Below are 24,893 nucleotides of genomic sequence, written 5' to 3' on the forward strand. Positions count from 1 at the left end.
ACTTATGAAAAATCAGAAAAACTATTTCAGATATCTATTGGCTTTCATGGTATTTCCATTCCTGTTGACAGGATGTATTTTGGAAAACGAAGAGCCCGAATATGATGTGGTAGGAGCAGTGGGAACCATTGCTACCCTAACAGCCTCAAGTACTACCCCGGAAGTGGGAAGCACGGTTACATTTACCATGATGGTTTACTCGGAGCATGAGCCTGCAACTGAGCTTCGTATGAATAGAGTTCAAGGTGGAACTGTGACTAACATAGAAACTAGGAACTTCAGCACATGGAATGTTCAGGACTCATACGTCGAAACGTTCACATGGACAGTACCCGAAAGTGCTAGAGGAACTGCGGTTACTATGCAGTTTGTATTAGTGACACAAAGTAATTTTACACGCTCAAGGAATATCACAATCAACGTAAGACCTTAAGATGTAAATACAGATGTCAATTGGAAAAACCTAACAGGATTCAAACCCTGTTAGGTTTTCTTTTTTAGCTTTTTTTCTTACATTTTAAAAAAAATCCTCCCGCTATGAAAAAAATCTTACTATTCTTTTCCCTGTTGGGGACTTTTGCTTCTGTCCAAGCCCAGCGCTTTTCCATTCAGGATATTTCTTCATTTCCGTTTCCATCTGAGCTCACAGCCTCGCCAGTTGAAGATCAAATGGCATGGACGATGAATGAGCAGGGCAAACGAAATGTGTTTGTGGCTAAATCTCCGGTTTTTGAAGCTATTCAAGTGACTGATTTTATGGTAGACGATGGTCAGGAAATCACTAGTTTGCAATTTTCTCCTGATGGTCAAGCATTGATTTTTGTAAGAGGAGGAGAACATGGTTCAAATTGGGACCCGGGTTTAGGCATCAATCCCTCTCAAATGCCATTAATACCCCGAGTTGAAATTTGGAAAGTCAACCTTATTGATAAGCATGCAAAAAAACTTACGGAGGGGGACTATCCAAGCTTCTCTCCAGATGGTAAAATTATCTTATTCATTAAAAACAGGCAGGTTTGGAAAATGGATGCCACTGGTGATAATATATCTCAATTGTTTGAGACAAGTGGGGCTGTTTCCAATCTTTCTTGGTCTCCTAATGGACAGACGATTTTATTTTCGGTCAATAGAGGTACTCATTCTATGGTAGCTACTTTTGATATAACAAAGAATCAACTTACTTGGATCGCACCTGCTTTCTACCGTGATACTAATCCACGTTGGTCTTTGGATGGACAGTATATCGCATTTATTCGATTACCGGGAGGAAGACCCGAGCCACAAGCCATTTTAGAACAGCGCCATTCACCTTGGGAAATTTGGTCGTATGAACTAAGTTCTGGGGTTTCTTCTCGATTATGGAAAGCGCCAGAAACCTTAAGAGGCTCAGTTCCTACTACCCATGGAAGTTTTAATTTGCGTTGGGTTGCCAATAATACGCTTACTTTTTTATCGTACGAAGATGGCTGGCCTCATCTCTATGCAATGGACTTGGATGGAAATCGCAAGCAATTGACGAAAGGAAATTTTATGGTCGAACATGTTGCCTCTAGTCTAGGTGGAGCATTCCTGTATTTTTCAGCGAACACTGGGCCTACTATGGAGGATATTGACAGGAGACATGTTGCTCGTGTACAAGTGGAAACTGGAGCATTTGAGGTATTGACCCCTGGAGAGGGAATCGAGGCGATTCCTGTACCCTTGGCAAGTGGTGATGCGGTTGGCCTGGTTTCTTCTACCGTCCACAGACCTCTAATTCCAGCTATTTTAAGCTTACAAAATCGGGAATTAAAGCTTTTGGCAGAAGATCGAATCCCTAAAGAAATGCCAACTTCCTTGGTGGTGCCCAAACAAGTGATCTTCCAGTCATTGGATGGAGTGACTGTCCACGGGCAACTATTTGTAAAAGATGATGGGGCAGAGAAAAAACCAGGGATTGTTTTTGTCCATGGAGGGCCGCAACGTCAAATGCTACTTGGTTGGCATTATGGAGATTATTATTCCAATACCTATGCTGTCAATCAGTATTTGGCAGAATTGGGTTTTGCAGTACTTTCAGTCAATTTTAGACTAGGTATTGGCTATGGGTATGAATTTCATCGGCCTGCTAGAACCTATTGGCAAGGAGCAGAGGAGTACTTGGATGTAAAAGCTGCTGGTGAATACCTCGCTTCGTTGGATGGTGTAGATGGAGAAAGGATTGGCATTTATGGTGGTTCATATGGTGGGTATTTGACTGCTTTGGCTTTAGGGAGAGATTCAGATTTGTTTAAAGTAGGTGTGGATATTCATGGGGTACATGAATTGTCTAGCAGATTAGAGTTGCCTACTGGTTTTGAAAAGGCGCCAGATTTTGATCGAGCTTTAAGAACCGCCTGGTTATCCTCTCCTTTAGCTTATTTGGATACTTGGATTTCTCCTGTACTATTCATCCATGGAGATGATGATCGTAATGTCAATGTGAGTCATACCACAGATATCATCCGAAGATTTGACGAGCGAAAGAAACCGTATGAATATTTGATGATACCCGACGATAGCCATCATTGGATGAAATTTGAAAATCTAGTGAAGGTAAATGCTGCTACTGCTGAATTTTTACAAAGACATTTAAAGCCATGATGTTGAGATTAGTCGTACTCCTGCTTTTGTCCCCTTTCTTCGGGAATGCACAAAGCATCAAAAAAAAGCAGGTTCAAAAATTGATTGAATCCCAAGAGGTGCTCCAAGAGCATTTTGTCGGATTTATGCTCGAAGATGGTAAGGGGAAAACCATCTATCAGCAGTTTGCGGATAAGTACTTTATTCCAGCCTCCAATACCAAGCTATTGACTTTGTATGCCTCTTTGAAAACGCTTGGGGACTCAATACCTGCTTTTGATTACAGCATTCAGGGAGATTCCTTGTTGATCTGGGGTACAGGGGATCCCAGTTTTTTACATCCCAAACTGGATAATGGAAGGGTATTTGATTTTTTGTCGAACACACCTTATAGGATTTATTTGGTGAAGCAAGAGGAACCTGAATTTGAAGTAAGTTATTGGCGGGCTGATTTGTCTGTTTTTCCGATGTATGGAAATATGACCAACATACGTGTGGGAAATGATGGGTCATTGGTTACCAATCCCGCTGTCCTTCAGCAATTTTTAACGCAAGATTCAAGCCTTCCCAACAAATCATTTGATGTTGTACGCAATAAACGGGGAGATGGCTTGGTTTATCCTGCCATGACGATTCCTAATGATTTTTCCGAACAAGTACCTTTTCCCAGTAATTTACTTGTTGCACAATTACTACTTTCAGACACCTTGAAGCGACCCGTACAACTCATAGAGCGGAAGAAGCCTTCGGATTTCCGTACCTTTTACAGTATTCCCTCCGATAGTTTGTATAAACATATGATGCAGCCTTCGGATAATTTTTTGGCAGAACAGCAGCTTTTGTTGATTGCGAGTAGACTTGATTCAGCATTACAGGTAAAACATGCTATTGCGTATAGTTTGGAGTACCAACTAGTTGATTTGAAACAAACACCTCAATGGTATGATGGTTCTGGGCTATCCCGATTCAATTTGTTCACTCCTCAGACGGTGATGGAGGTATTGAAATTAGTGGAGGAAGAATTGGGAATAGAGCGACTGCGGGTCATCATGCCTGCCGGAGGAGTTTCGGGCACCATAAAAAATGCCTACAAGACCGATGAACAGGGGCAGCCATTTGTTTGGGCCAAAACAGGAACTTTGCGGTATGCCCATTTGCAGAGTGGGTGGATTCGAAGTAAAAAGGGGAACGACTACCGCTTTGTGTTTATGAACAACAATTTTATTCGTCCTACTGCTTCTATACGCGAGGCGATGGTGAAGGTGGTGACGGAAATTTGGCAAGGGTATTGAGTCGGATAAGGCGTGGACTCATGATCGTTGAAATCGATGATATTTTAGATTATCGTTGAAATCGACGATATATTGAGTCATGATAGCAGTTTTAACAGGAGATATTGAAGCATCAAGAAAATTGATGAACCAAGAACAGTGGTTGGTACCATTGAAGGACTTACTGAGCACTTGGGGAGAACGATCCAAGACATGGGATCTATCGAGGGGAGATTACTTCCAAGTAGAAGTTAAAAATCCCGAAGAGGCACTTTTAAAGGCATTGCAAATTAAGGCATTAATCAAAAAAGTAAGGCCTCAGGATGAGCAAAAAAAAATCAGTACCATAGATGTCCGTATGGGCATCGGGATAGGTGAAAAGATTTATTCGGGAGAAGTCATCTCCGAAAGCAATGGTCCTGCCTTTGTTTATTCTGGAGAAAAATTTGATGGATTAAAAAAAGAAAATATAAAATTGGGAATAAAAACAGCTTGGGGAGAATTTGACGAAGAAATGAATTTGTGCTTCAAATTGCTGGGATTATTTGCAGATTCTTGGTCGCTATCATCCGCTGAATTAGCACATTATGTGCTTCGACACCCTAATTTAACGCAAGAAGAGATCGGTAAGCAATTAGGGATCAAGCAAAACTCTGTCAGTGGAAGATGGAACAGGGCTCATATAGATGAGTTATTGGCTGTTGAGAGACTTTTTCGTAAAAAAATCAAAGCACTGACCAAATGATTGTATTACTCAAACTACTTATAGCACATTTCATTGGAGATTTTTTATTGCAACCTACCTCTTGATAGGAACGTTGTTAAGTTTTGGGATTGCGATTGGTACAGGTATGCTAACCTTGGGGCTGTTAGAGCATATTTAGTCTAGTGCGTTGAAAAACTCTTCCAAATTAAGCGAGAAACCTTCTAACGCTTGGGAATAAACAATATCTCCAGAAGTCATCAAACGAGAAGCTTTGTAGGATTTGTTTTCAAGCGTATACACCAGAAGTGTTTGACTTTCAGGGTCAAGTAGCCAATACTCTTTTACTCCCGCCTCTTCATATACCTCGTATTTCCGTTTGAGTTCGTGCTGTTTGTTGCCGGGAGAAAGTATTTCTACTACCAAGTCAGGTGCGCCTATACAGCCTTTATCGTCTAATTTGCTTGGATCGCAAATCACACAAATATCTGGTTGTACTACAGTGTGAATTTCATCATCACTCATAGATTTTTTGGGCAATCGCACATCGAAGGGTGCGAAATATACTTTACACTTTTTTTCTTGCAAGAAGCTGCGCAATTTAAAAAAGAGGTTTCCAGCTACCTGCTGATGAATTCTTCTGGGTGCAGCCGCTTTTTTAAATATTTTCCCTTTGATCAATTCAACCATTTCATCCATTTCCCAAGAAAGGTAATCTGCATAGGAATAACCTTCAAAGCTTAGATTGGGCTCTTTGACAAGTGGGTTGCTGACCTCTTTTTCTTTGTATGGATGTTTAGCTTTATCCATGGAGTTCAAGATAATTGATTGAAAAACTCTTCCAAATTAAGCGAGAAACCTTCTAACGCTGTGGAAGAAACAATATCTCCAGAAGTCATCAAACGAGAAGCTTTGTAGGATTTGTTTTCAAGCGTATACACCAGAAGTGTTTGACTTTCAGGGTCAAGTAGCCAATACTCCTTTACCCCCGCCTCTTCATATACCTCGTATTTCCTTTTGAGTTCATGCTGTTTGTTACCTGGAGAAAGTATTTCTATTACCAAATCTGGAGCACCGACACATCCCTTTTCGTCTAATTTGATTGGATCGCAAATCACACAAATATCTGGTTGTACAACGGTGTAGATTTTATCATCACGGATGGATTTTTTGGGCAATCGAACATCAAATGGGGCAGGATATACCTGGCATTTACCTTTGTTTAATTGTTGATAAAAAGTTGATACGAGAATAGTGGTCGCATGCTGATGAATGCGTCTAGGTGCAGCTACTTTTTTGAATATCTTCCCTCTAATCAATTCGACCATTTCATCGAGTTCCCAAGTGAGGTAGTCGGCATATGTATGCCGTTCATAACTGAGATCAGGTTCGTTGACCAAGGATTTTTCAAACTCTTTTTCCATGATCTAATATACTTGTTTTGAGCGGATTAAGTTTATATTTTCGAAAGGAATTTTTGGTACAAATCCCAGACATCTTTCAAAGCTTGGTTGCTGAATTTTTCTAAGGTAGCGAGGCTTGAATCCTTGCTAAACAGGACATGTTCTTTTTCCAACAGTTCTGTTTGCAACTCCTGCGAAGCTGTTTGCCAAGCTGCTTTTCGGCCCTGATAATCTTCACAAATCCATTGATGGAGGCGTTCGGCTTGCCACCAGAGGGAATCATCTGCTTGTTCACTTGGCGCTTGGAAATTGTCCAACGTGGTGGTGCCGAGGAAAAATGGGATATAAATGGATAAGCATGGCATGGAAGTTCCGGTCAACCAAACCGTATGAGAGCCATCTGTCCTCAATTCGGCAACCATACTTCCAGTGGTCGTACTTGGATTCGTGAGGCCTGTTGCGTGCATGCACAGGCAAGCTGTTGAGGCTTTTTTGGGGTTAAATTCTGAATCTTGGACATGATGGGTTTTCAAAATTTCCATGGAAGATTCCACAGTGACACCTTGGTTGACATGATTTTTTAATAAGCCACTACTACAACTTTGCCGTTGTTTGGCCCGCCCAACTTGTGTAAACAGGATATCAGAAAAATAATCTTTGAAAGAGAATGGGTTTGCGGCCTTTCTCCAAAAATAGGGGAATGCTTTGGGTTCTATTTCCAAGTGAAAAGCATCGTAATCCGTATGGATTCCTAGGCCATTGGAAATGCTGTGTTGGTACATAATTCGTTTGTAGGCCCAAGATTTTCCGGCTGTTTCTAGTACAAAAGCTTCTTGGGGGTCTGCAATGATAAAACTGTTATGGTAGAAAAAAGACTTATTTTGATAACCTCCGCAGGCATCCTGTCCATAGCTTTGAAGGAGGTCTTGCATGAGGTTCAATGCTTCGGCAGCACTCTTGCAGCGTTCTAAACACAAACGAATCATATCCATTCCCGTCAACCCTTGATTTTTTCTGGACATTTTTACAGTGGTAAATACTGCCTCGTTACCAATAGCTAATCCAAACTCATTGACTCCCATTTCGGCTCCCCACATTTGAAAAGGTTTCGATAAAATCACTTCATACGTTTCTTGGACTTGGGGGATTTCTATAAAGGTACACCGAAGGGTAGGGGATGCCTGTTTGCTGCGTGGAAGATGTAGCAACGCTTGCGCTTCTGTAGGTTCTCTGTCAGAGTTTTTGGAGAGGATGGTATTTCCAGTAAATGTTTTGGGTGTTAAAGCTACAAAGGTGTCACACATGAGCTGATTTTTTTTATTTGATTTCCTTAATTTACTAGATTGCCTGTGTATTTTAACTAGAAAAATGATGGAGTTCACGAAACAATATCCAGTCGGGAAGTTTGTCTTCCCATCCGCGTATACGGAAACTGATTTTCAGTCTTGGATCGCTACAATAAAAGAATTTCCTGCTTTATTGGAAGCTGAAGTCCAAGACTTGATCGAGGAGCAGTTGAATACCCCCTATCGTGATGGAGGCTGGACTGTCAGACAGGTTGTCCATCATCTGGCCGATAGTCATATGAATAGTTTTTGCAGATTTAAGCTGGCATTAACGGAAGAAAACCCAACAGTGAAACCCTATCACGAAGAGCTATGGGCAGAGCTTCCGGATGGAAAATCAGCTCCCATTGCGGATAGTTTGGCAATCATTCGTGCTGTTCATCGGCGTTGGGTAGTATTGATGCGTAGTATGAACATTGAAGACTTCCAAAAAACATTTTACCATCCAGAGCGCCAACAGTCTATTGCCTTGGATTTCAATGTTGCCTTGTACGCTTGGCATTGCAGGCATCATTTGAGCCATATACGGTTGGTGTCGGGGAGTCTTCAGCTCTAATCACCATTTAAAAGTCTATCCAAGGCCATTTAAATAATTGCCTTGGAGTACTGAAAGCTTCCATTTACCTTTAGCGCATGATTAAGTTAATTGAATGCCCTCGGGATGCGATGCAAGGACTTCCCGATTTTATAGATACTTCCATTAAGGCGGCTTATATCAACCAATTGCTACAAGTTGGATTTGATACTATTGATTTTGGGTCTTTTGTCAGTCCTAAAGCAATCCCTCAAATGCGGGATACCGCAGATATATTGGATCAGCTGGATTTGTTTGGCACTCATTCCAAACTGCTGGCTATTGTTGCCAATCTCCGGGGTGCAGAAGATGCTTGCCAATTTGAACAGATTGATTATTTAGGGTTCCCGCTTTCAGTTTCTGAAACCTTTCAGCAGCGTAACACTAATAAAAGTATTCAGGATGCACTTCAGACCGTGGAGGAAATCCAGAATCTTTGTCAGACAAAGGGTAAGCAGTTGGTCACTTATTTAAGTATGGGCTTTGGTAATCCTTACGGTGACCCTTATTCCCCAGAATTAGTAGCGACCTTTGTACAGCAATTGGTGGATTTGGATATTCAGATCATCTCTTTTGCGGATACTACAGGGTCTGCAAGCCCTGAGTTAATTAGATCGCTTTACCAAGTTAATGCTCAGTCATTTCCAGCTATTGAGTTTGGGCTTCACTTGCATACCCACGCACAGGATTTAGCACCAAAGATTGACGCAGCATTAGCTGCTGGTTGTCAACGTTTTGACGGGGCATTGAAGGGGTATGGTGGTTGCCCTATGGCCAAAGATGAGTTAGTAGGAAATGTGGCTACCGAACAGTTGATTGCATTGCTCCAAGCAAAGGGTTTTGACTTAGGATTGAAGATGGATGAATTTGCCGAAGCCATGAAGTTGGCGCAGGTAGTGTTTAAGTAAGAAGTACATGCCCAATAGTTCTAAACTCGCCCGTAATACCCGTATCAACCGAAGGATCCATAAGTGGCTAAGTTTGCCTTTCGTGGCTTTTATGTTCATTATAGGAGTTACCGCGATTTTATTGGCTTGGAAGAAAGAAACGGGTTTAATTCCCAAAACCCAAAAGACCAAAGTTGAGCAGCTAGGGGAGTGGATAAGTTTAGAGGAAATGATAGCTATTTCTAAACATATCATGGGTGATAGTTTGGGTAAATCTACGCTAATCGATAGAGTGGATGTGAGACCAGATAAAGGTATAGCTAAAGTAGTTTTTAAGCATCACTTTACTGAGATTCAATTGGATGGCTACACAGGAGAAGTTTTGTCCATTGCACAGAGAAACTCTGATTTGATTGAAAAAATCCATGATGGTAGTATCTTGGATTTTTTATTGCAATCTTCTAATGAAAATTCGAAACTTGTTTATAGTACGCTGACTTCCTTGGCTTTAATTGGTTTTGCCATTTCCGGTTTTTATTTATGGTACTATCCAAAGAAAATAAAACAGGCTAAATTCAAACGTGCAGAGTAAAGTAGTCCTTTGTTTTTTCTGCTAAAAGTGTAATTTTGGTTGTAGCTGTATACAATCTATGGAAACAAACACTTTTGATTTTTGGCAATTCCTAGCAGGTATTGGCCTATTCTTGTGGGGGATGCATCAATTGGAAACTGCGGTCAAGGAAATGGCAGGGAAGTCCTTTCGGCATTTGCTCCAAAAGTTTACAAATACCCCTTTGAAAGGAATCAGTGTAGGTGCCTTAATTACGGCTATTCTTCAAAGCAGTAGTTTGGTGACCTTGATGGTATTAGCATTCTTAGGTGCAGGAGTCATCAGTTTAAAAAATTCCATAGGCGTTATTTTGGGCGCTAATCTAGGTACAACTGCGACAGCTTGGATAGTAGCTACCTTGGGATTTAAGCTGAGTGTAGCATCTTTTTCTATGCCTTTTTTAGGTTTTGGGAGCTTGTTTTACCTGTTTTTTTCCAGTCGCCCTGTGCTTCGGAATATCGGGATGTTTTCTGTGGGTTTTGGATTGTTATTTCTTGGTCTGGACTTTATGAAAACGGCCATAGAAGAAATAGCAGATCAGATTGACCTAAGTACATTCCATGCTTACGGTTTGTGGATTTATTTGTTGTTAGGGGTTGTCATTACTGCATTGATTCAATCAAGTTCGGCTATGATGGTGATAATTTTAAGTGCCATGAGTGCTTCAATTATAACTTTGACCGAAGGGGCTGTTTTGATTATAGGAGCTAATATCGGAACAACAATTACGGTAAGTATCGGAGCAATTAGTGGTAATGCAAATAAAAAACGATTGGCTTTAGCACACTTTTTATTTAATGTTATTACTGGTTTGATAGTATTTTTATTTGTAGGAAAATTAGTTGACTTTACTATGAAGTCATTTCATATTTCGGATCCCTTGATGGAACTGGTATTATTGAACTCCATCATTAATCTAATTGGGATTATCTTATTTTTTCCAATTTTAGGGACTTTTGAAAATTGGCTGAATACTCGTTTTTCCAAAGATGAACCAAAGGGGTTTTCGGTATATACCAAAAAAGTATCGGTAGAAGTTCCAGAAGCAGCCATAGCAGCCTTGGAAAAAGATATAAATCTAACTTACCATAAAACAATCAATTTCATCGCGAATATTTGGAAGGCTGGAGATGCCTCTAAAGCGACTCTTTCTATTTGGAGGAAGATATTACTTCAACCCAAAGATTTAAATCAAAGTTATCAAGAGCTTAAAAGCTTAGAGGATGAGCTAACTTCCTATCACATCCAATTACTAGGGCAGCATATGCAGCCAATAGAAGCTCAAAAATTAACATCATTGATGTTGACTTTGCGAACACTCATTTATGCTGCCAAAGATATCAAGGATGTCATGCATAATATTCGAGAAATGGAAGAACATGAGAGTAGGCTAGTTCTGTATTTTTATAAAGATATCAAATCGTACAGCTTTGATTTTATTACAGAACTTAATAGGCATATAGAAAAAGTAGACGAATCAAATGGCCTCCCACGTTGGTTGGCACAAAATGAAGGTGTGTATAACCACTGGATAGCCGAACTTTATCAAAAAATCCAAGAAGAAGATTTAGATTATCCTATCTCTACGATTACCAATGTAATGAAACAGGTAATTTCTAGTATGGATAACCTTTCCAGCGCTGTCATCCACTGGAAGTATCAGAAAAAAGAGGTAATAGATATGTATTGATCTATTACCTCTTTTGATATTAAGTAGAAAGAATCCTTACTACTCTAAAGTCATCTTCATCCACTTCTTTATCTCCTAAAATGGCTTTGGAAATAGGCGTATAGACTACTTTATTATTGATAACTCCAGCCATGACATCGTATTTGCCTTGGAGTAAACCCTCTACGGCGGCCACCCCTAATTTTGATGCCAATACCCTGTCCAAAGCTGAAGGCGCTCCACCTCTTTGCAGGTGTCCAAGGATGGTTACTTTAATATCGTAATAAGGTAGCTCTTTTTTGATTTTTTCAGCTATTTCAGCAGCACCTCCGGATTTACCTCCTTCGGCCACAATGACGATATTGGATGTCTTCATGGCTTTGGTACGGGCTTTTAGTCGTTCGACCAAGCGCTCAATAGGCATTTTTTTCTCTGGGATCAAGGTAGCAGCAGCGGCACTTCCAATCCCAGCATTGATAGCAATAAATCCTGCATCTCTACCCATCACTTCCACGAAAAATAAGCGATCATGAGAGGTAGCTGTATCTCTGATTTTATCGATTGCTTCAATTGCTGTATTACAGGCGGTGTCGAATCCAACAGTGATATCTGTACCTGCCAAATCATTATCGATAGTCCCAGGAATCCCTACAGCCGGTATCCCAAATTCTTTATAAAATAGATGAGCCCCTGTCAAAGAACCGTCTCCGCCAATGACTACTAATGCGTCGATTCCGTATTTTTTGAGATTATCATAGGCTCTTTTCCGACCTTCAGGGGTTCTAAACTCTGCTGAACGTGCAGACTTTAGGAAGGTGCCTCCCCTTTCCAATACATGAGTAATATTTTTGGACTCGAGTTTTTTGATTTCATCATTGATCATGCCTTCATAGCCACGATAGATTCCATACATTTCCAAATTGTAATAGAATCCTGCTCTGACAGTTGCACGAATGGCTGCATTCATTCCAGGGGCATCGCCTCCAGAAGTCAATACACCGATTTTTTTTATAGTCTTGATTTCCATTAAAGTCTTGTAATTAGTTCATTCAACAAAAGGTTGGCTGTTGCTGGATTGGTTGCTAGGGGAATATTATGCACATCGCATAGTCGCATAAGCATTTGTACATCAGGTTCATGAGGGTGCTTGTCAAGAGGGTCTCTGAAAAAAATCACCATACCAATCGTTTTTTCTGCAACCATAGCAGCGATTTGGGCGTCTCCACCAAGTGGACCAGAAAGGAGCTTGTCCACCAAAATTCCTGCCCGCTCTATATGCGAACCAGTTGTTCCGGTAGCTACTAGGCGGATATCTTTATGGTTAAACACATCTTTGTAGCCACTGAGGAAATGAACCATGTCGGCTTTTTTTCCATCGTGGGCAATTAATGCAATTTTCATTAGATTCAATAGGTTCAGGTCGAAAGATATAAATTTTTACAAATTTACTAAGAACTGTGCATCTATTTTCTTGAAACGATAGAATTATTGTGGAATCTGGGTTTTTGTTAATTTTAGAGAGATTAGTACAAAAAATAAACTAGTAAATTTTGCTTATGTTTGAATTTGAGGTATTTTGGGCGTATCAATCAACTAAACAAATTATTTTATGGGATTACTTAAAGAATTCAAAGAATTTGCGGTTAAAGGGAATGTGGTCGATTTAGCTGTTGCCGTGATTATTGGCGGAGCCTTTGGCAAAATTGTTTCCTCCTTTGTTAACGATATCATTATGCCACCATTGGGAGTATTGCTTGGTGGAGTGGATTTCAAAGATCTTGCGGTGACTTTAAGGGATGCTTACACTACTGATGCAGGAGTAGAAATGGCTGCTGTTGTGTTGAGTTATGGGAATTTCATTCAAAATGTAGTAGACTTTTTAATAATTGCCTTTGTGATTTTTATGGCTATCAAGGGAATGAATTCCTTTAAAAAGAAAGAGGAAGCTGCTCCTGTTGCCCCACCAGCACCACCAAAATCAGAGCAACTTTTGGAAGAAATCAGAGACCTTTTGAAAAAAGGTTGAATGATCTGCATCGTGGAATGAGGGATTAGGAATTAATGCTGTTTAGTTTAGCATAACTTTTCCAAAGTTCTGTTTGCAGGTTCAGTTTGATTATACTTCTAATCTAACTTTTGAAAAGTTTCAATTCAAGTTGCATTCTAATTTATACGACATTAGATTAGGAATGGAAAATTGGTGATGAAAGAATGAGGAATTGGGCCTGTTGGCTTATTGATCCTCATTCTTTTTTTTAGAATAATTCTCTTATCTACTAGCCAATAATATATCGTCATTCTTCTGCTAAGCTCGTCGAAGTGGACATATCAACTTAAATCGAACACTTGTGCTGAGCCTGTCTAAGTAAGCATATTACATTATCTCTTCCTCAGAATCTCTCGCTCCACTTGTTTTTCGTTTCTTAGTTCCCCGCCGTAGCAATCAAAAATTCCCGAAATTCTTTTGTATCAAAATTACTCATCCCTTCTTGGTAAAAAACGATTTCTCCCAAGGGGTTGATAACGAGGGTAGTGGGAATGGATTGACTTTGTAGAGAAGCATTTAAGCCATGACTGGCATGCACCACAGGGAAAGAAAAGGATTTGTCTGCAATATATTTCAAGCTTTTGTCAAAATCCTTATCCAAAGCGATCATTAAAAATTCTAGGTTTTCCTGATCTTGTACTTTTTCAAATAGGCTATGAATATGGGGCATTTCGGCTCGGCAAGGTGGGCACCAGGTAGCCCATAGATTGATAAATACAGCCTTACCTTCGTAATCCTCTAATCGCAAAACTTGTCCAGAAGCATCTGTGAAAATGCCGGCGTATGAAAATTGCTCTTTTTCTTTGTTGACAAGGGTGACTTTTGGTTTTTTGATACCTGTGGCTAGGAGCATTGACTGAACTCCACCCATAATGGGGGTTAGCAATCCAGTAAAGTATAGAAAACCAAAAATGGCAGCCATTATCCCCCAACTTTTTAATTCTTTCTTCCAATCAATCATACTAGTTAATTTTGATGCAATTTATGGAATTAAGCAATTCTAATCCTGTGATAAAACTCACGATGAAGGAAGGGGGATTTTTTGATAAAGTGATTTAGTTAGAGGCAGTGAGTAAAAGGTTCTCAAATTCAACTGTTCCAAAATCATATTTTCCTTTTTGAAAAAATACAATTTGCCCACTTGGATTGATGATGAGTGTAGTGGGTAGAGTGGAACCGTCTAATGAGACATTCAATCCATCAACTGCATGTACTACAGGAAAATGGTAGGATTTATTTTGCATGAGTTGAAGGGCTTTATCAAATTTTTTATCCACTGAAATGGTTAAGAATGCAATTTTTTCGTTGTCTCGGAATTTTTCATAAAGCCTATTGATATCGGGCAACTCTTCTCTGCAATAAGGACACCATGTGGCCCATACGTTGACAAATAGTGTTTTGCCCTTAAAGTCTGCAAGTGCGATGCTTTCGCCGACTTCATTCATAAAATTTCCATCGTAAGAAAACTGCTCAGTTTCTGCACTTATTAAAATAGCTTTTGGCTTTTTCAATCCAGTATTCACTAGAAGTGTGTTGAGGGCTTTTTTAATTGGCTTTTTAAATCCTGAAATAGATATTACAGCAACCAATGAGAGCAACAAAACTCCAAAAAACATCAGTTTTTTCCAGTGAAACATAAGCATTTACTTTCGACAAAAATAGGAAAAATTCGGGTGGGATTTAACATTTTAAAAATTCTATTGATGGGAATAGATTTTTATTTTTTTGGAAAAACAAACTTATTAGATTTGTTAATTAATCTTCCAAAAAATTCTTTATTTTTCAAATAAGGTTTTTTGTTGATTGCGATTATCGGTAATAAATTTTATTAGCATTATGAAAAAACAACTATTACTACTCAGCATCTTTTTTTCTCTATTGATAGAAAGTAAGGCTCAAAATCTTGAAATTACGCCTTTCACAGGTTACACGTTCAATCATAGTTTACCAATCCTAGGAGGAAGGGCCACGTTAGGTGGTGGTCAGACTTGGGGTGGTATGCTGGGATTCCAGCTCAATGATTTTACAGAAGTGGAAGTGTTATACAGTTGGCAAGGTGGCAACAGTACTGCTCGGTCTACCGCTATCCAATCCAATGTCAATACCCGTACAAACGCCAATTACATTATGATCGGAGGTAATCGTCTGTTTCCAGTAAGCTCTCAGATGGCATTTTTCTCTGGTTTGAAAGCTGGTGCCGGTATCTTGGCTTTTCCTGAAGGAGATTTTCGAGATATTTCAAGGTTTGCTGTCGGGCTCAATGGAGGAATGAAGTACTTCGTGTCAGATAACATTGGTATTCGTTTACAAGCTAACTTGATGATGCCAATCTCCAATGTAGGGGCAAACTTGTGGTGGAGTCCGGGAGGAGGAACTCAAGTGGGAGTAAGTGGTTGGTCATCTGTGGTTCAATTTGGATTTACAGGAGGGTTGATTTTCAGATTAGCAAATTAATTTTAAAACTCAGCCAGATAACACCAAAAGGGTATTTGGCTGGGTTTTTTTTCGATTTTTTTTGTTAAAACATACTTTGCTGAATATGATTTTATTAGTGTCTTACATCGTCTGAATTAATTACGTTTAAGCCTGAAAATTCTCCTCCTTTTTTTGTGAGCTTACTAAAGTCCTGTTTACTTTGCGCCTCCATTTTGAAGCATAAAGAGAACTATGGATATCAATTATTTTATCAAAATTGCCGAGGAACTTCAGGTAAAAGTGAAGCAGGTAACCGATACTGCTGCACTTTTGGACGAGGGTGCTACAGTGCCATTTATCTCCCGGTATAGAAAAGAGGTGACAGGAAGTTTGGATGAAGTGCAGGTGGCAGCTATCCGTGATCGTATGCAACAACTGCGGGAGTTGGATAAACGGAGAGAAGCTATTCTCAAGTCCATTCAGGAGCAAGGAAAGTTGACAGAAGATTTGGAAAAGAAAATTCAGGCCGCGGAGACGATGGCAGTTTTAGAGGATTTGTATTTACCCTATAAACCAAAAAGAAGGACCAAAGCAACGATAGCCAAAGAAAAGGGCTTGGAACCTTTGGCTGATATAATTTTTGCTCAGGATTCCATAGATCTAGAAACTGAAGCTTCAAAATATATTTCGGAAGAAAAAGAAGTAGCATCTGTTGAAGAAGCATTACAAGGTGCGCGGGATATCATCGCTGAGCGGGTAAATGAGTACGTAGAGTTAAGAAAAAAAATGCGTGATCTCTTTATCAATGAAGGGACATTTACTTGTAAAGTCATTCCTGGAAAGGAAGAGGATGCTGCCAAATACAAGGATTATTTTGACTGGTCGGAGCCTATCAAAACAGCTCCCTCTCATAGAGTTTTAGCTATGCGCAGAGGGGAAAAAGAATTGTTTTTGATGTTGGATTCTTGCCCTGAGGAGTTTTCAGCGATTGCTTTGATGGAAGAGATGGTGCTAGAAAAGGCTGCAAATTCGTCAGTAGATCAAGTGAGATTGGCTATCAAAGATTGCTATAAGCGTCTAATGAAACCTTCTATGGAAACAGAGGTGCGTTTATTTACCAAAAAGAAGGCTGATGAAGAGGCAATCAGGGTTTTTGCCGAAAACTTGCGTCAGTTGCTATTGGCGGCACCTTTGGGCGAAAAGTCTGTCATGGCTATAGACCCAGGCTTCAGGACAGGCTGTAAAACTGTTTGTTTGGGGCCACAAGGACAAGTGCTAAGCTATGATACTATCTTCCCGAATGAACCACAGCGAAAACTAGCTGAGTCAGGAGCTACGGTAAAGCATTTGGTGGATAAATTTAAAATTGAAGCTATTGCTATTGGAAATGGAACTGCTAGTAGAGAGACAGAGGCTTTTGTGAAATCTTTGGGACTACCTAAACATGTGATCGTGACCATGGTCAACGAAAGTGGAGCTTCCATTTATTCTGCATCTGAAGTGGCACGAGAAGAATTCCCTGATTTTGATTTGACTGTAAGAGGTGCAGTATCCATTGGAAGGAGATTGATGGATCCCTTGGCAGAATTAGTGAAGATTGATGCTAAATCCATTGGTGTAGGTCAGTACCAGCACGATGTAGACCAATCTGCCTTGAAAAACTCCCTGGATGATACCGTTATGAGCTGTGTAAATGGGGTAGGAGTGGAAGTAAATACGGCTTCTAAGCAGTTATTGACTTACGTATCTGGACTTGGTCCCGTATTAGCTCAGAATATTATCAGCTATCGAAATGAGCACGGTCCTTTTAAGAGTAGAAATGATATCAGGAAGGTGCCAAGATTGGGCGATAAAGCATTTGAACAAGCTGCAGGGTTTTTGAGAATACGCAATGCCAAACATCCATTGGATGCATCTGCTGTTCACCCGGAGCGCTATGCCCTAGTGGAGCAAATGGCGGATGATCTAGGTGTCAAAGTTGTCGATTTGATGGCTTCGGAGGAAATTCGTGCTAAAATCCAATTGAAAAAATATATTTCTGAGGATGTTGGTTTGCCGACTTTGCAGGATATTTTGGAAGAATTATCCAAGCCAGGAAGAGATCCAAGAGAAACTTTTGAGGTGTTTAATTTTCAGGAGGGTGTCAATGAAATTTCGGATTTGAAAGTAGGAATGAAACTTCCTGGCATTGTTACGAATATCACCAAGTTTGGAGCCTTCGTGGATGTGGGCGTTCATCAAGATGGATTGGTGCATCTTAGCCATTTAGCAGACCGTTTTATCAAGGATGCAACGGAGGTAGTGTCTGTTAATCAAAAAGTAGAAGTGACTGTAATGGAAGTGGATGTGGCAAGAAAGCGCATAGGATTAAGCATGAAGTCAGATCCTTTTGCAGATCGAGGTAAACCTAATCAGAAGTCGCAGCCAAAGAAGGAGAAAGTAGAAGAAACGGGGGATTTTGCTTCCAAATTGGCGCTTCTAAAAGGGAAGTTTAGATAATAATTAGGCTTGCTGCTTCCATGTAATTTGGAAACTCAATAAGTGATTGATAGTCTGTTGTTTTATCTGGAAAGGTGAAGTCAACAGACTTTTTTATTTATCTCTCAGATGGCTAAGTAAGTTTTTGGATATCAATTTTTTATTTTGTAAATAAATGTTTTATTTTTAGTAATAAAACACCTTTTTACTTATGAGAAATTTCGTTATTTATTTGGTTTGCCTTTTTTTGTGTTTTTGTAAGCCTTCTAAGACTTTTGCTCAACAGGCATTAATTGATAGCCTTCAGCACATCATTGATAAAAATCAAAAGGACACCTTGTATGCCAAAGCCTTGGTCAATCAGGGGATTGCCTTGGAGAGAAGTGATCTCAAAAGGTCCGTCACGAATTACCTATCTGCTCTTCGCATGCCTGATATTAATGAATTTGATAGGTTTAAAGCTAATGCTGCTTTACGACTAGCAGGTAATTTTTCGGCTATGGGCAAGTTGGATTCTGTTGATTATTATTTTGATTTAGCGGAAAGATTTATTGGTGATCCTGAAAATAATCAACGGTTAAGCTATCCGATCTACACAGCTAAGGGGATTCATTATAATAGAATAGGTCAGTTTGAACAGGCTCTGATGAATTATCGGAAAGTATTGGAATTGGATCCCTCTATCATTGGACAGGACAATTTAGCAGGTACTTATATCAATCTGTCTAATGTGTATAAGCAAATTGGAGATGAGAAATCTACTTTGGAAGTTTCGTATAAAGCCCTCGAGATATTTGAAAAAACCCAAAATAAAACAGGGCTTGCTTTTGCCTATAACAGTTTGGGTACCTTACATTATCATTTAAAAAATTATAAGGAGTCCCAAACTTACCTATTAAAGTCGCTTGAATACCGAAAATCGCTGGGAGATAAGCGGGGAGAGGCGATGGTATTAGCTAATCTTGGAAATAATTTTATGGATCTTGGGGACCATAGTAAAGCGGAGCACTATTTTTTGGAGGCATTGGAAATGCAGCAGCAGTTGGGCCTAAAAGAGATGGTGGGAATTCAATATTATAATCTTGGAAAAAATGCCCTGAGTCAGGAAAAATATGCTCAGGCAGTTTCTTATTTCGAGCAAGCAAAAACAAATTTTCACGATTCTGGTGTCACAACCTATCAGGCTAAGGTTTTGGCAGATCTTGGACATGCGCAGCAGAAATTGGAACAAAAAAAGGATGCTTATCAAAATTTGTTTGTAGCCAAAAAGATCGCCATGGAAAGTAAGCGATATGATGATGCTGTAAAAGCCTTCAAAAACCTTAAAGAATATTACTTGAAGGAAGGGTATTTTAAAGAAGCGTTAGAAGCGCAAAGTATGGAATATGCCTATCGAGACTCCATGGGAGTGGATGCTTTACAGGCTCAGCTGCTTCAATTGGAATCCAAGTATTTGTTGGATTTGAAGGAAAATGAAATCAGCCTGCTAAAAGCTGAAAAAGAGTTGGACCAGGTGGAGTTATCTAAGCGTAAGGCCAATCAAAATTTAATCCTTGCGATTTTTTTCTTTTTGATTCTTTTGGCGGGTATTTTAGTCAATAAATACCGTGTCGTAGGAAAAACCAAGCGACTTTTAGAAGTTGAGCGCCTCCGGAATGCGATTGCTAGAGATTTACATGATGATTTGGGGAGCACGCTTTCGAGTATACATATTTTGTCCCAAATGGCCTTGCAACGGGAGAAGAACGGGAGCAAGCCTATTTTTTCAAAAATCAATACCCAAACTGCAAGCATGATGGATAAACTCAGTGATATTGTATGGTCCATTCATCCTGATAATGATAATCTCGATCAATTATTAAGTAAAATGCAGGAATTTGCAGCGGAGATCCTAGAACCCAAAGAAATCACGTATGAATTTGAGGTTAGTGAAAAAGCTAAGGAAATTAAATTGGACTTAGAGAAACGCAGAAACTTGTTTTTAATATTCAAAGAGGCCCTAAATAATGCCGCCAAATACGCCGATAGCCATCATTTAGATATTCGCTTGACAGTAGAAGCGGGGAAATTAACCCTCTTGATCAAAGACGATGGAAAGGGCTTCGATCAGGAGTTGATAAAAAAAGGAAATGGATTATTCAATATGCAGCAAAGAGCAACCATGATGGGAGGCAATATGGTAATCGAAAGTTTCCCGGAAATGGGGACTTCTATTCAACTTACTGCTCCAATTGCTTAATTTGCTATCACATGATTAGGGGATTTAATTTTTGAATACAAAATCGGATATTTATAGATAATTGATATTGTTCGATAGTAAAACCTACATTCTTTATGAATTTCCAAAATAATATCAAGCAATAATTTGATAGTTAAAAGCTCTTTCTACCATAATAAAATCCAATGATTAGAGTACTCCTATACGAAGATAATGACCTCCTCCGTGAAAGCATCAGTAGTATGGTTGGTTTGAGTGGCAGTATGGAATTGTTGGGAGCTTTTTCGCATGCTAATGAGGTTGTGGGACAAGTCAAGTTCACTAATCCGGATCTGATTTTGATGGATATAGAGATGCCGGGAATAAATGGTATTGAGGCAACACGTCTAGTAAAGAAGGTGTCTCCATCTGTCTATGTATTGATAATGACGGTTTTTGATGATTCCGAAAATGTTTTACAAGCCATAAAGGCCGGTGCTTCAGGATATTTGTTGAAAAAACATATAGCCAGCCGTTTGTTCGATGCTGTTGAAGAAATATTGGAAGGGGGGGCGCCCATGTCTCCTGCTGTTGCCAAATTGGTGATACAGTCCATGCAAAAATCTCCTGCTAGCAGTGATTATGGCTTGACAGATCGGGAAAAAGATGTGTTGATTTCACTCAGCAAAGGGAATAGTTTTAAAATGATAGCTGCGGATTGTAAAATCAGCATAGATACCGTACGAACACATATTAAGAGAATCTACGAAAAGCTTCAAGTGCATTGTCAGACAGAGGCAGTATCAAAGGCCATCAATGAGGGATTGGTCTAAAGAGGTATATGTCATATTTTTTAGCTGCATCTTCGATGTAATCAGTTTAACAGTAACATGATTCTCTATCTTTTTTTGAATTGATACCTGCTATTTCATATAAAATGAGACAATAAATGTCTCAAAAATGTTAAAATTATAAACTCCTGTGTGTTTATAAAAACAACATTTGTATATTAGCTCTTGTTAATCGCTAAGAGCTATGGAATTCAAAGAAAAAATCAGCATTACTCAGAAAGAGCTTCCTTCGGGAAAGTGTCAGGTTAAATTTGTGATTGAGGATGAGCAATTGCCTATGTACGGATATTTGTTAACACAAGAACCAAAGCCTGTTGGAGAAATCATTGATGAGATCACCAAACGCATGTATCAGCGAATGGTTCAATTGGAAAATAACCAACATTTTTCTTTGACAAAGCCCGTGAAAGATGATCATCAGTTTTACCTCTATTCTGCTTAAGCTATGCTTCTATCAAAAAATCTCAAGTTCTTACGATCTTCCCTTCAGATGACACAAGCGGAATTGGCGGAGAAATTAGGTCTTCAGCGGACGATGATTTCTGCTTATGAGGATGGTCGCTCAGAACCCAAGCTTTCTACACTTGGTGTAATCGCAGAATTGTTTCAAACTTCTGTGGATGAATTGTTATATCATGACATCCCTACTTTGGGTAGGAAGGTGCAGCAAAATAAGCAGATTAAAGTGTTGGCAATAACAGTTGATAGAGAGGATCGAGAGCAGATCCCTATGGTTGCTCAAAAGGCTTCAGCTGGATATTTAAATGGCTTTGCGGATCCGGAATATGTGGAAAATTTACCGCAATTTTCCTTGCCAAATCTTTCCAATCATGCTACGTACCGAGCTTTTGAACTAAGTGGAGATAGTATGCTGCCATTAGTCCCAGGCACGGTTGTGATTGGCAGTTATGTGGAGCAATTGCATGAAATCAAAAGTGGGAAAACGTATGTGTTGGTGACTATTACTGAAGGAGTTGTCTACAAAAGAGTTTTCAACTATTTGGAAGAAAACGGAAAATTGTTTCTCGTATCAGACAATGAATACTATAAGCCCTATGAAGTCAAAGGCGAGGATGTATTGGAAATATGGGAAGCCAAAGCCTATATCAGCACTGACTTCCCAAGTCCAAAAGATAAGGCTCAGCCCGCAAGCCTAGAGGATATTTCTAAAATGATTCTTGACTTAAAGACTGAAATTCTCAAACTCAAGAGTTAATCAACCCAACGTTATCCCTGTTCTTTTTTCAACATAGCGTTTAATATCCAATCATTGATTTTAATATAGGTAGGTTTGATAGCGCTGATAGAAGTCATTCCTAAACCTAAACTCAAAAGGACTGAGGGAGAAGTAAAGGTTTCTCCAAAGGAAAAGACTAGCAGCATAATGGCAGTGGTAAAAGGAAGGGATAGAGCCAAAATATTAATTCCAAGTGCTAAATCGAATGTTTTTTTCCCTGGTTGAGAAGTCACCTGTTCCATTGCATGGATAGCAGACATGTGTGCATAAGGCCAAAAACTAATAGCACTTTGAGGAAATACCACAATAACCAAAATTGCCAAAGGGGAAAGTCCGGGTGCCATAGCAATCAGGAGTCCACTTAGTAAAAAAGTCAACCCTGAGCGAAGCATTAATAGGTTAAATATCTTTTTGATCTGAGCCCAGTTGAAAACAACGGCTATTCCTATATACATCAATACTAAAGGAGTCATCAAATTACTCAAACTGATAATTGAGCTGGATAAAAATAGAGGTAGATTATCCATGCGGATACCAAATGCCAATAAAATAAGGGCAATCACGATCACCATATTGATAGGTTCATTCACCAGGCTGACGAGTAAAGACTTTATTTTCCCCCTGCTGTTTCCATCCACAGAAGGATGGATTTTGAAGAACCAGTGAATTGCTAACATGTAGGCAAAAATCAAGACAAAAAACTTATTCCCAATATCTGCGAGTGCTCCCCATGCCAACGCATCATCCCCCAAATACTCTATCAGGAATGGAAAACAGGACAGACCTGGAGCAAGTGAAGGAAAAAGTAAGAGATAGGTTCTGTAAGTGGCCGTGTCTTTTTCTATTCCATAGATTGGAAGAATAAATTGAAGCATAAAAAATAAGATAAAGTTGAATGCCAAAGCTATAATAGGTAACCATAAAAGCTCTTGGGAAATTTCAGCTTTCAATAAGGCTACAAAGATGATAGCTGGCAATGCAATGGTCAAAATGATTGTTTTTAATCCTTTTTGTTGTTCCGATGATTGAAACTTACTGCGCAACAAGAAGCCAATAAACAGAAGTAATAGAAAAGCTAGCGTCTTTTGAACTGCTGGATTCATACGATGTGATAGTTAATGGTAAATCAATTCAAAAGGTTATTTTGGGTTTTAGTTAATTCAGCCTTCTGTGATTTTAAGTGCTTCAATGAAGTAATTCATCTCCTCCATAGTACCCATACTCACTCTACACCATGGTTTATCATCAATCGCATACATGCGAATACCTATTCCTTTACTCAGCATAGATTTTGAAAAGGTTTCAGCCTTGGAGCGTATGGGGAATATCATAAAGCTGGTATAGGACGGAATTTCCTGATACCCCAACTGATGGATTTGCTCGGAGGTAAATTCTCTGGAAGCCTTATTCAAGGCTCTACACTCAGCAATAAATGATTCATCCTGAAAGCTTGCAATTGCGCCTTTCAATGAAGTGATACAAAGTCCCATAGTGCTTCTCACTAAATCCGTAACAGATTTGATGCGCTCCTCAGTCGCTACCATGTAACCGATTCGCAGGCCTGCCATGCCATGAATTTTGGAAAATGTCCGCGCTACCATGACGTCATGGCCTTCAGCTACTAAGTTTACAGCACTTTTTTCTTGGGGATTATCTAAAAACTCCAAATATGCTTCATCTACAAAAATCGGAGACTTGGATGCATTCATTTTACAAAATGATTTTACGGCTTCAAAATCTGTAATCGATCCCATTGGATTGTTGGGGTTGCAGATGTAAACTAGTTTTGTGTTGGAGTCTATAGCTTGAGCTATTCCGGTTAAGTCATGGCTTTGGTCAGCTGTTAGTGGAACTGCTTTCCAATTTGCACCCACTGCTTTGGCAGTATTGACTAAAGAAAGGTAAGATGGATCTGCTGAAATCACATTCCCCCCATGTCTACAGAGTGCAATAGCCGTTTTTTCCAATAAATCTGTGGAGCCTGGGCCTAACATGATATTGGCAGGTTTGACGCCTTCCTTTTCTGCGATCAATGAGATCAGGTATTGTGCATCCGCATGGCCATAACGGTTTCCCTGTCCTATGGACTCCATGATTGCTTGCTGTGCTTTTGGAGAAGGTCCAAATGGATTTTCATTGGCCGATAATCTTGCTCGAATAGGAACTTGGAGATTTTCCGTGAAAGGAAGTTCCATTACCAGACTCTTGTGGTGAATTGCTTCCTGGCTTGTAGTCGCGTTTAAGGGGAGACTAGAAAGAGCCGAAATTCCGCCCAAACCAAATGCACTGGTTCTTAACCAAGCCCTTCTCGATAAATTTTTCATGTGATTAGTGGTTTTTGGTTTAAAAATAAACCAAAAAATTTTAAAAATCATTATTAATTGTGATTATTGGTTAAAATAAATACATCTATTATTTGATTTTGTTGATAAATCTTAAAAACAGGTTGATTTTTTTAGATATTTTATCAAAAGTCATGAGTTTACAGATAAATCGTAAAAAAATGATTTTTACGGTACTCTATTGGTAGAGCATTACAATGTGTTTTAGTAATTTTTTAAGTTTCTTTGGTCTTGAAAAATTGCCTTTGATGTGCAGTTTTAA

At 39.4% G+C, this 24,893-nt stretch carries 25 protein-coding genes; 16 read left to right on the forward strand and 9 right to left on the reverse strand.

The annotated features are described in order from the left end of the window. The first annotated feature begins 4 nt into the window (after window positions 1-4). The 5 genes from ACXIUD_RS14655 to ACXIUD_RS14675 all read left to right on the forward strand — a co-directional run bounded on the left by ACXIUD_RS14655 (window position 5) and on the right by ACXIUD_RS14675 (window position 4,682). Window positions 5-433: a hypothetical protein gene (locus ACXIUD_RS14655; protein WP_458053390.1), complete on the forward strand. Its 429-nt coding sequence runs from the start codon at window positions 5-7 to the stop codon at window positions 431-433. A 104-nt stretch (window positions 434-537) separates the two neighbouring features. Beyond that, on the forward strand, window positions 538-2,622 hold the full coding sequence (locus ACXIUD_RS14660) for a S9 family peptidase (protein ID WP_458053391.1): 2,085 nt from the start codon (window positions 538-540) through the stop codon (window positions 2,620-2,622). After that, on the forward strand, window positions 2,619-3,893 hold the full coding sequence (locus tag ACXIUD_RS14665) for a D-alanyl-D-alanine carboxypeptidase (RefSeq protein WP_458053392.1): 1,275 nt from the start codon (window positions 2,619-2,621) through the stop codon (window positions 3,891-3,893). Before ACXIUD_RS14660 ends, ACXIUD_RS14665 begins: the two co-directional genes overlap by 4 nt. Window positions 3,894-3,972: 79 nt before the next feature. Further along, window positions 3,973-4,617 (forward strand): MarR family transcriptional regulator, encoded by a 645-nt coding sequence (locus ACXIUD_RS14670; RefSeq protein WP_458053393.1) that lies wholly within the window; start codon window positions 3,973-3,975, stop codon window positions 4,615-4,617. Next, a complete protein-coding gene (locus ACXIUD_RS14675) occupies window positions 4,614-4,682 on the forward strand; it encodes a DUF3307 domain-containing protein (RefSeq protein WP_458053778.1) in 69 nt (22 codons plus the stop codon). Before ACXIUD_RS14670 ends, ACXIUD_RS14675 begins: the two co-directional genes overlap by 4 nt. Before the next feature lie 70 nt (window positions 4,683-4,752). Here the strand turns inward: ACXIUD_RS14675 and ACXIUD_RS14680 are convergent, their stop codons facing one another. The 3 genes from ACXIUD_RS14680 to ACXIUD_RS14690 are packed head-to-tail and all read right to left on the reverse strand — an operon-like array spanning window position 4,753 to window position 7,282. After that, the gene (locus ACXIUD_RS14680) at window positions 4,753-5,385 is read right to left on the reverse strand and encodes a Uma2 family endonuclease (protein WP_458053394.1); all 633 of its coding nucleotides are present in this window, start codon (window positions 5,383-5,385) and stop codon (window positions 4,753-4,755) included. A 5-nt stretch (window positions 5,386-5,390) separates the two neighbouring features. Further along, window positions 5,391-5,999 (reverse strand): Uma2 family endonuclease, encoded by a 609-nt coding sequence (locus ACXIUD_RS14685; protein WP_458053395.1) that lies wholly within the window; start codon window positions 5,997-5,999, stop codon window positions 5,391-5,393. Window positions 6,000-6,031: 32 nt separating this feature from the next. Further along, window positions 6,032-7,282 carry a C69 family dipeptidase gene (locus ACXIUD_RS14690; protein ID WP_458053396.1) on the reverse strand — a complete coding sequence of 417 codons (1,251 nt, stop codon included), beginning with the start codon at window positions 7,280-7,282 and terminating at the stop codon, window positions 6,032-6,034. 64 nt (window positions 7,283-7,346) lie between these two features. On the opposite strand from ACXIUD_RS14690, the gene ACXIUD_RS14695 reads away from it, so the two are divergent. From ACXIUD_RS14695 to ACXIUD_RS14710, 4 genes are all read left to right on the forward strand, one after another. Further along, on the forward strand, window positions 7,347-7,880 hold the full coding sequence (locus ACXIUD_RS14695) for a YfiT family bacillithiol transferase (protein ID WP_458053397.1): 534 nt from the start codon (window positions 7,347-7,349) through the stop codon (window positions 7,878-7,880). Window positions 7,881-7,957: 77 nt separating this feature from the next. Beyond that, a complete protein-coding gene (locus tag ACXIUD_RS14700) occupies window positions 7,958-8,806 on the forward strand; it encodes a hydroxymethylglutaryl-CoA lyase (protein ID WP_458053398.1) in 849 nt (282 codons plus the stop codon). A 7-nt stretch (window positions 8,807-8,813) separates the two neighbouring features. Beyond that, window positions 8,814-9,377 (forward strand): PepSY domain-containing protein, encoded by a 564-nt coding sequence (locus ACXIUD_RS14705; protein ID WP_458053399.1) that lies wholly within the window; start codon window positions 8,814-8,816, stop codon window positions 9,375-9,377. Window positions 9,378-9,435: 58 nt separating this feature from the next. Next, window positions 9,436-11,085 (forward strand): Na/Pi cotransporter family protein, encoded by a 1,650-nt coding sequence (locus ACXIUD_RS14710; RefSeq protein ID WP_458053400.1) that lies wholly within the window; start codon window positions 9,436-9,438, stop codon window positions 11,083-11,085. A 19-nt stretch (window positions 11,086-11,104) separates the two neighbouring features. Here ACXIUD_RS14710 and pfkA read toward each other — a convergent pair whose 3' ends face one another. Beyond that, entirely contained in the window at window positions 11,105-12,091 is a 987-nt protein-coding gene (gene pfkA, locus ACXIUD_RS14715; protein ID WP_458053401.1) for a 6-phosphofructokinase, read from the reverse strand. Beyond that, a complete protein-coding gene (locus ACXIUD_RS14720; RefSeq protein ID WP_458053402.1) occupies window positions 12,091-12,465 on the reverse strand; it encodes a methylglyoxal synthase in 375 nt (124 codons plus the stop codon). The genes pfkA and ACXIUD_RS14720 overlap by 1 nt, the downstream gene beginning before the upstream one ends. A gap of 208 nt (window positions 12,466-12,673) precedes the next feature. On the opposite strand from ACXIUD_RS14720, the gene mscL reads away from it, so the two are divergent. Then, window positions 12,674-13,090: a large-conductance mechanosensitive channel protein MscL gene (gene mscL, locus ACXIUD_RS14725; RefSeq protein WP_458053403.1), complete on the forward strand. Its 417-nt coding sequence runs from the start codon at window positions 12,674-12,676 to the stop codon at window positions 13,088-13,090. Between the two features lie 397 nt (window positions 13,091-13,487). On the opposite strand, the gene ACXIUD_RS14730 is transcribed toward mscL, so the two are convergent. After that, a complete protein-coding gene (locus tag ACXIUD_RS14730) occupies window positions 13,488-14,072 on the reverse strand; it encodes a TlpA family protein disulfide reductase (protein ID WP_458053404.1) in 585 nt (194 codons plus the stop codon). A gap of 94 nt (window positions 14,073-14,166) precedes the next feature. Then, entirely contained in the window at window positions 14,167-14,748 is a 582-nt protein-coding gene (locus ACXIUD_RS14735) for a TlpA family protein disulfide reductase (RefSeq protein WP_458053405.1), read from the reverse strand. A 199-nt stretch (window positions 14,749-14,947) separates the two neighbouring features. Here ACXIUD_RS14735 and ACXIUD_RS14740 point away from each other — a divergent pair, with 199 nt between their 5' ends. The 6 genes from ACXIUD_RS14740 (at window position 14,948) to ACXIUD_RS14765 (ending at window position 22,268) form a co-directional block, all read left to right on the forward strand. Further along, window positions 14,948-15,565 (forward strand): outer membrane beta-barrel protein, encoded by a 618-nt coding sequence (locus ACXIUD_RS14740; RefSeq protein ID WP_458053406.1) that lies wholly within the window; start codon window positions 14,948-14,950, stop codon window positions 15,563-15,565. A 213-nt stretch (window positions 15,566-15,778) separates the two neighbouring features. Then, the gene (locus ACXIUD_RS14745; protein ID WP_458053407.1) at window positions 15,779-18,025 is read left to right on the forward strand and encodes a Tex family protein; all 2,247 of its coding nucleotides are present in this window, start codon (window positions 15,779-15,781) and stop codon (window positions 18,023-18,025) included. Window positions 18,026-18,215: 190 nt separating this feature from the next. Continuing rightward, window positions 18,216-20,243, forward strand: a complete 2,028-nt coding sequence (locus ACXIUD_RS14750; RefSeq protein WP_458053408.1) for a tetratricopeptide repeat protein — start codon at window positions 18,216-18,218, stop codon at window positions 20,241-20,243. Between the two features lie 164 nt (window positions 20,244-20,407). Further along, window positions 20,408-21,034 carry a response regulator gene (locus ACXIUD_RS14755; RefSeq protein WP_458053409.1) on the forward strand — a complete coding sequence of 209 codons (627 nt, stop codon included), beginning with the start codon at window positions 20,408-20,410 and terminating at the stop codon, window positions 21,032-21,034. A gap of 202 nt (window positions 21,035-21,236) precedes the next feature. Continuing rightward, window positions 21,237-21,494 carry a hypothetical protein gene (locus tag ACXIUD_RS14760; RefSeq protein ID WP_458053410.1) on the forward strand — a complete coding sequence of 86 codons (258 nt, stop codon included), beginning with the start codon at window positions 21,237-21,239 and terminating at the stop codon, window positions 21,492-21,494. A gap of 3 nt (window positions 21,495-21,497) precedes the next feature. Continuing rightward, window positions 21,498-22,268, forward strand: a complete 771-nt coding sequence (locus tag ACXIUD_RS14765; RefSeq protein WP_458053411.1) for an XRE family transcriptional regulator — start codon at window positions 21,498-21,500, stop codon at window positions 22,266-22,268. 11 nt (window positions 22,269-22,279) lie between these two features. Here the strand turns inward: ACXIUD_RS14765 and ACXIUD_RS14770 are convergent, their stop codons facing one another. Together ACXIUD_RS14770 and ACXIUD_RS14775 are read right to left on the reverse strand one after the other, a co-directional pair. Next, window positions 22,280-23,392 carry an AEC family transporter gene (locus tag ACXIUD_RS14770; RefSeq protein ID WP_458053412.1) on the reverse strand — a complete coding sequence of 371 codons (1,113 nt, stop codon included), beginning with the start codon at window positions 23,390-23,392 and terminating at the stop codon, window positions 22,280-22,282. Between the two features lie 57 nt (window positions 23,393-23,449). Beyond that, window positions 23,450-24,613: a pyridoxal phosphate-dependent aminotransferase gene (locus ACXIUD_RS14775; protein WP_458053413.1), complete on the reverse strand. Its 1,164-nt coding sequence runs from the start codon at window positions 24,611-24,613 to the stop codon at window positions 23,450-23,452. Between the last annotated feature and the right edge of the window lie 280 nt (window positions 24,614-24,893).

This window comes from Mongoliitalea sp., assembly GCF_054166905.1.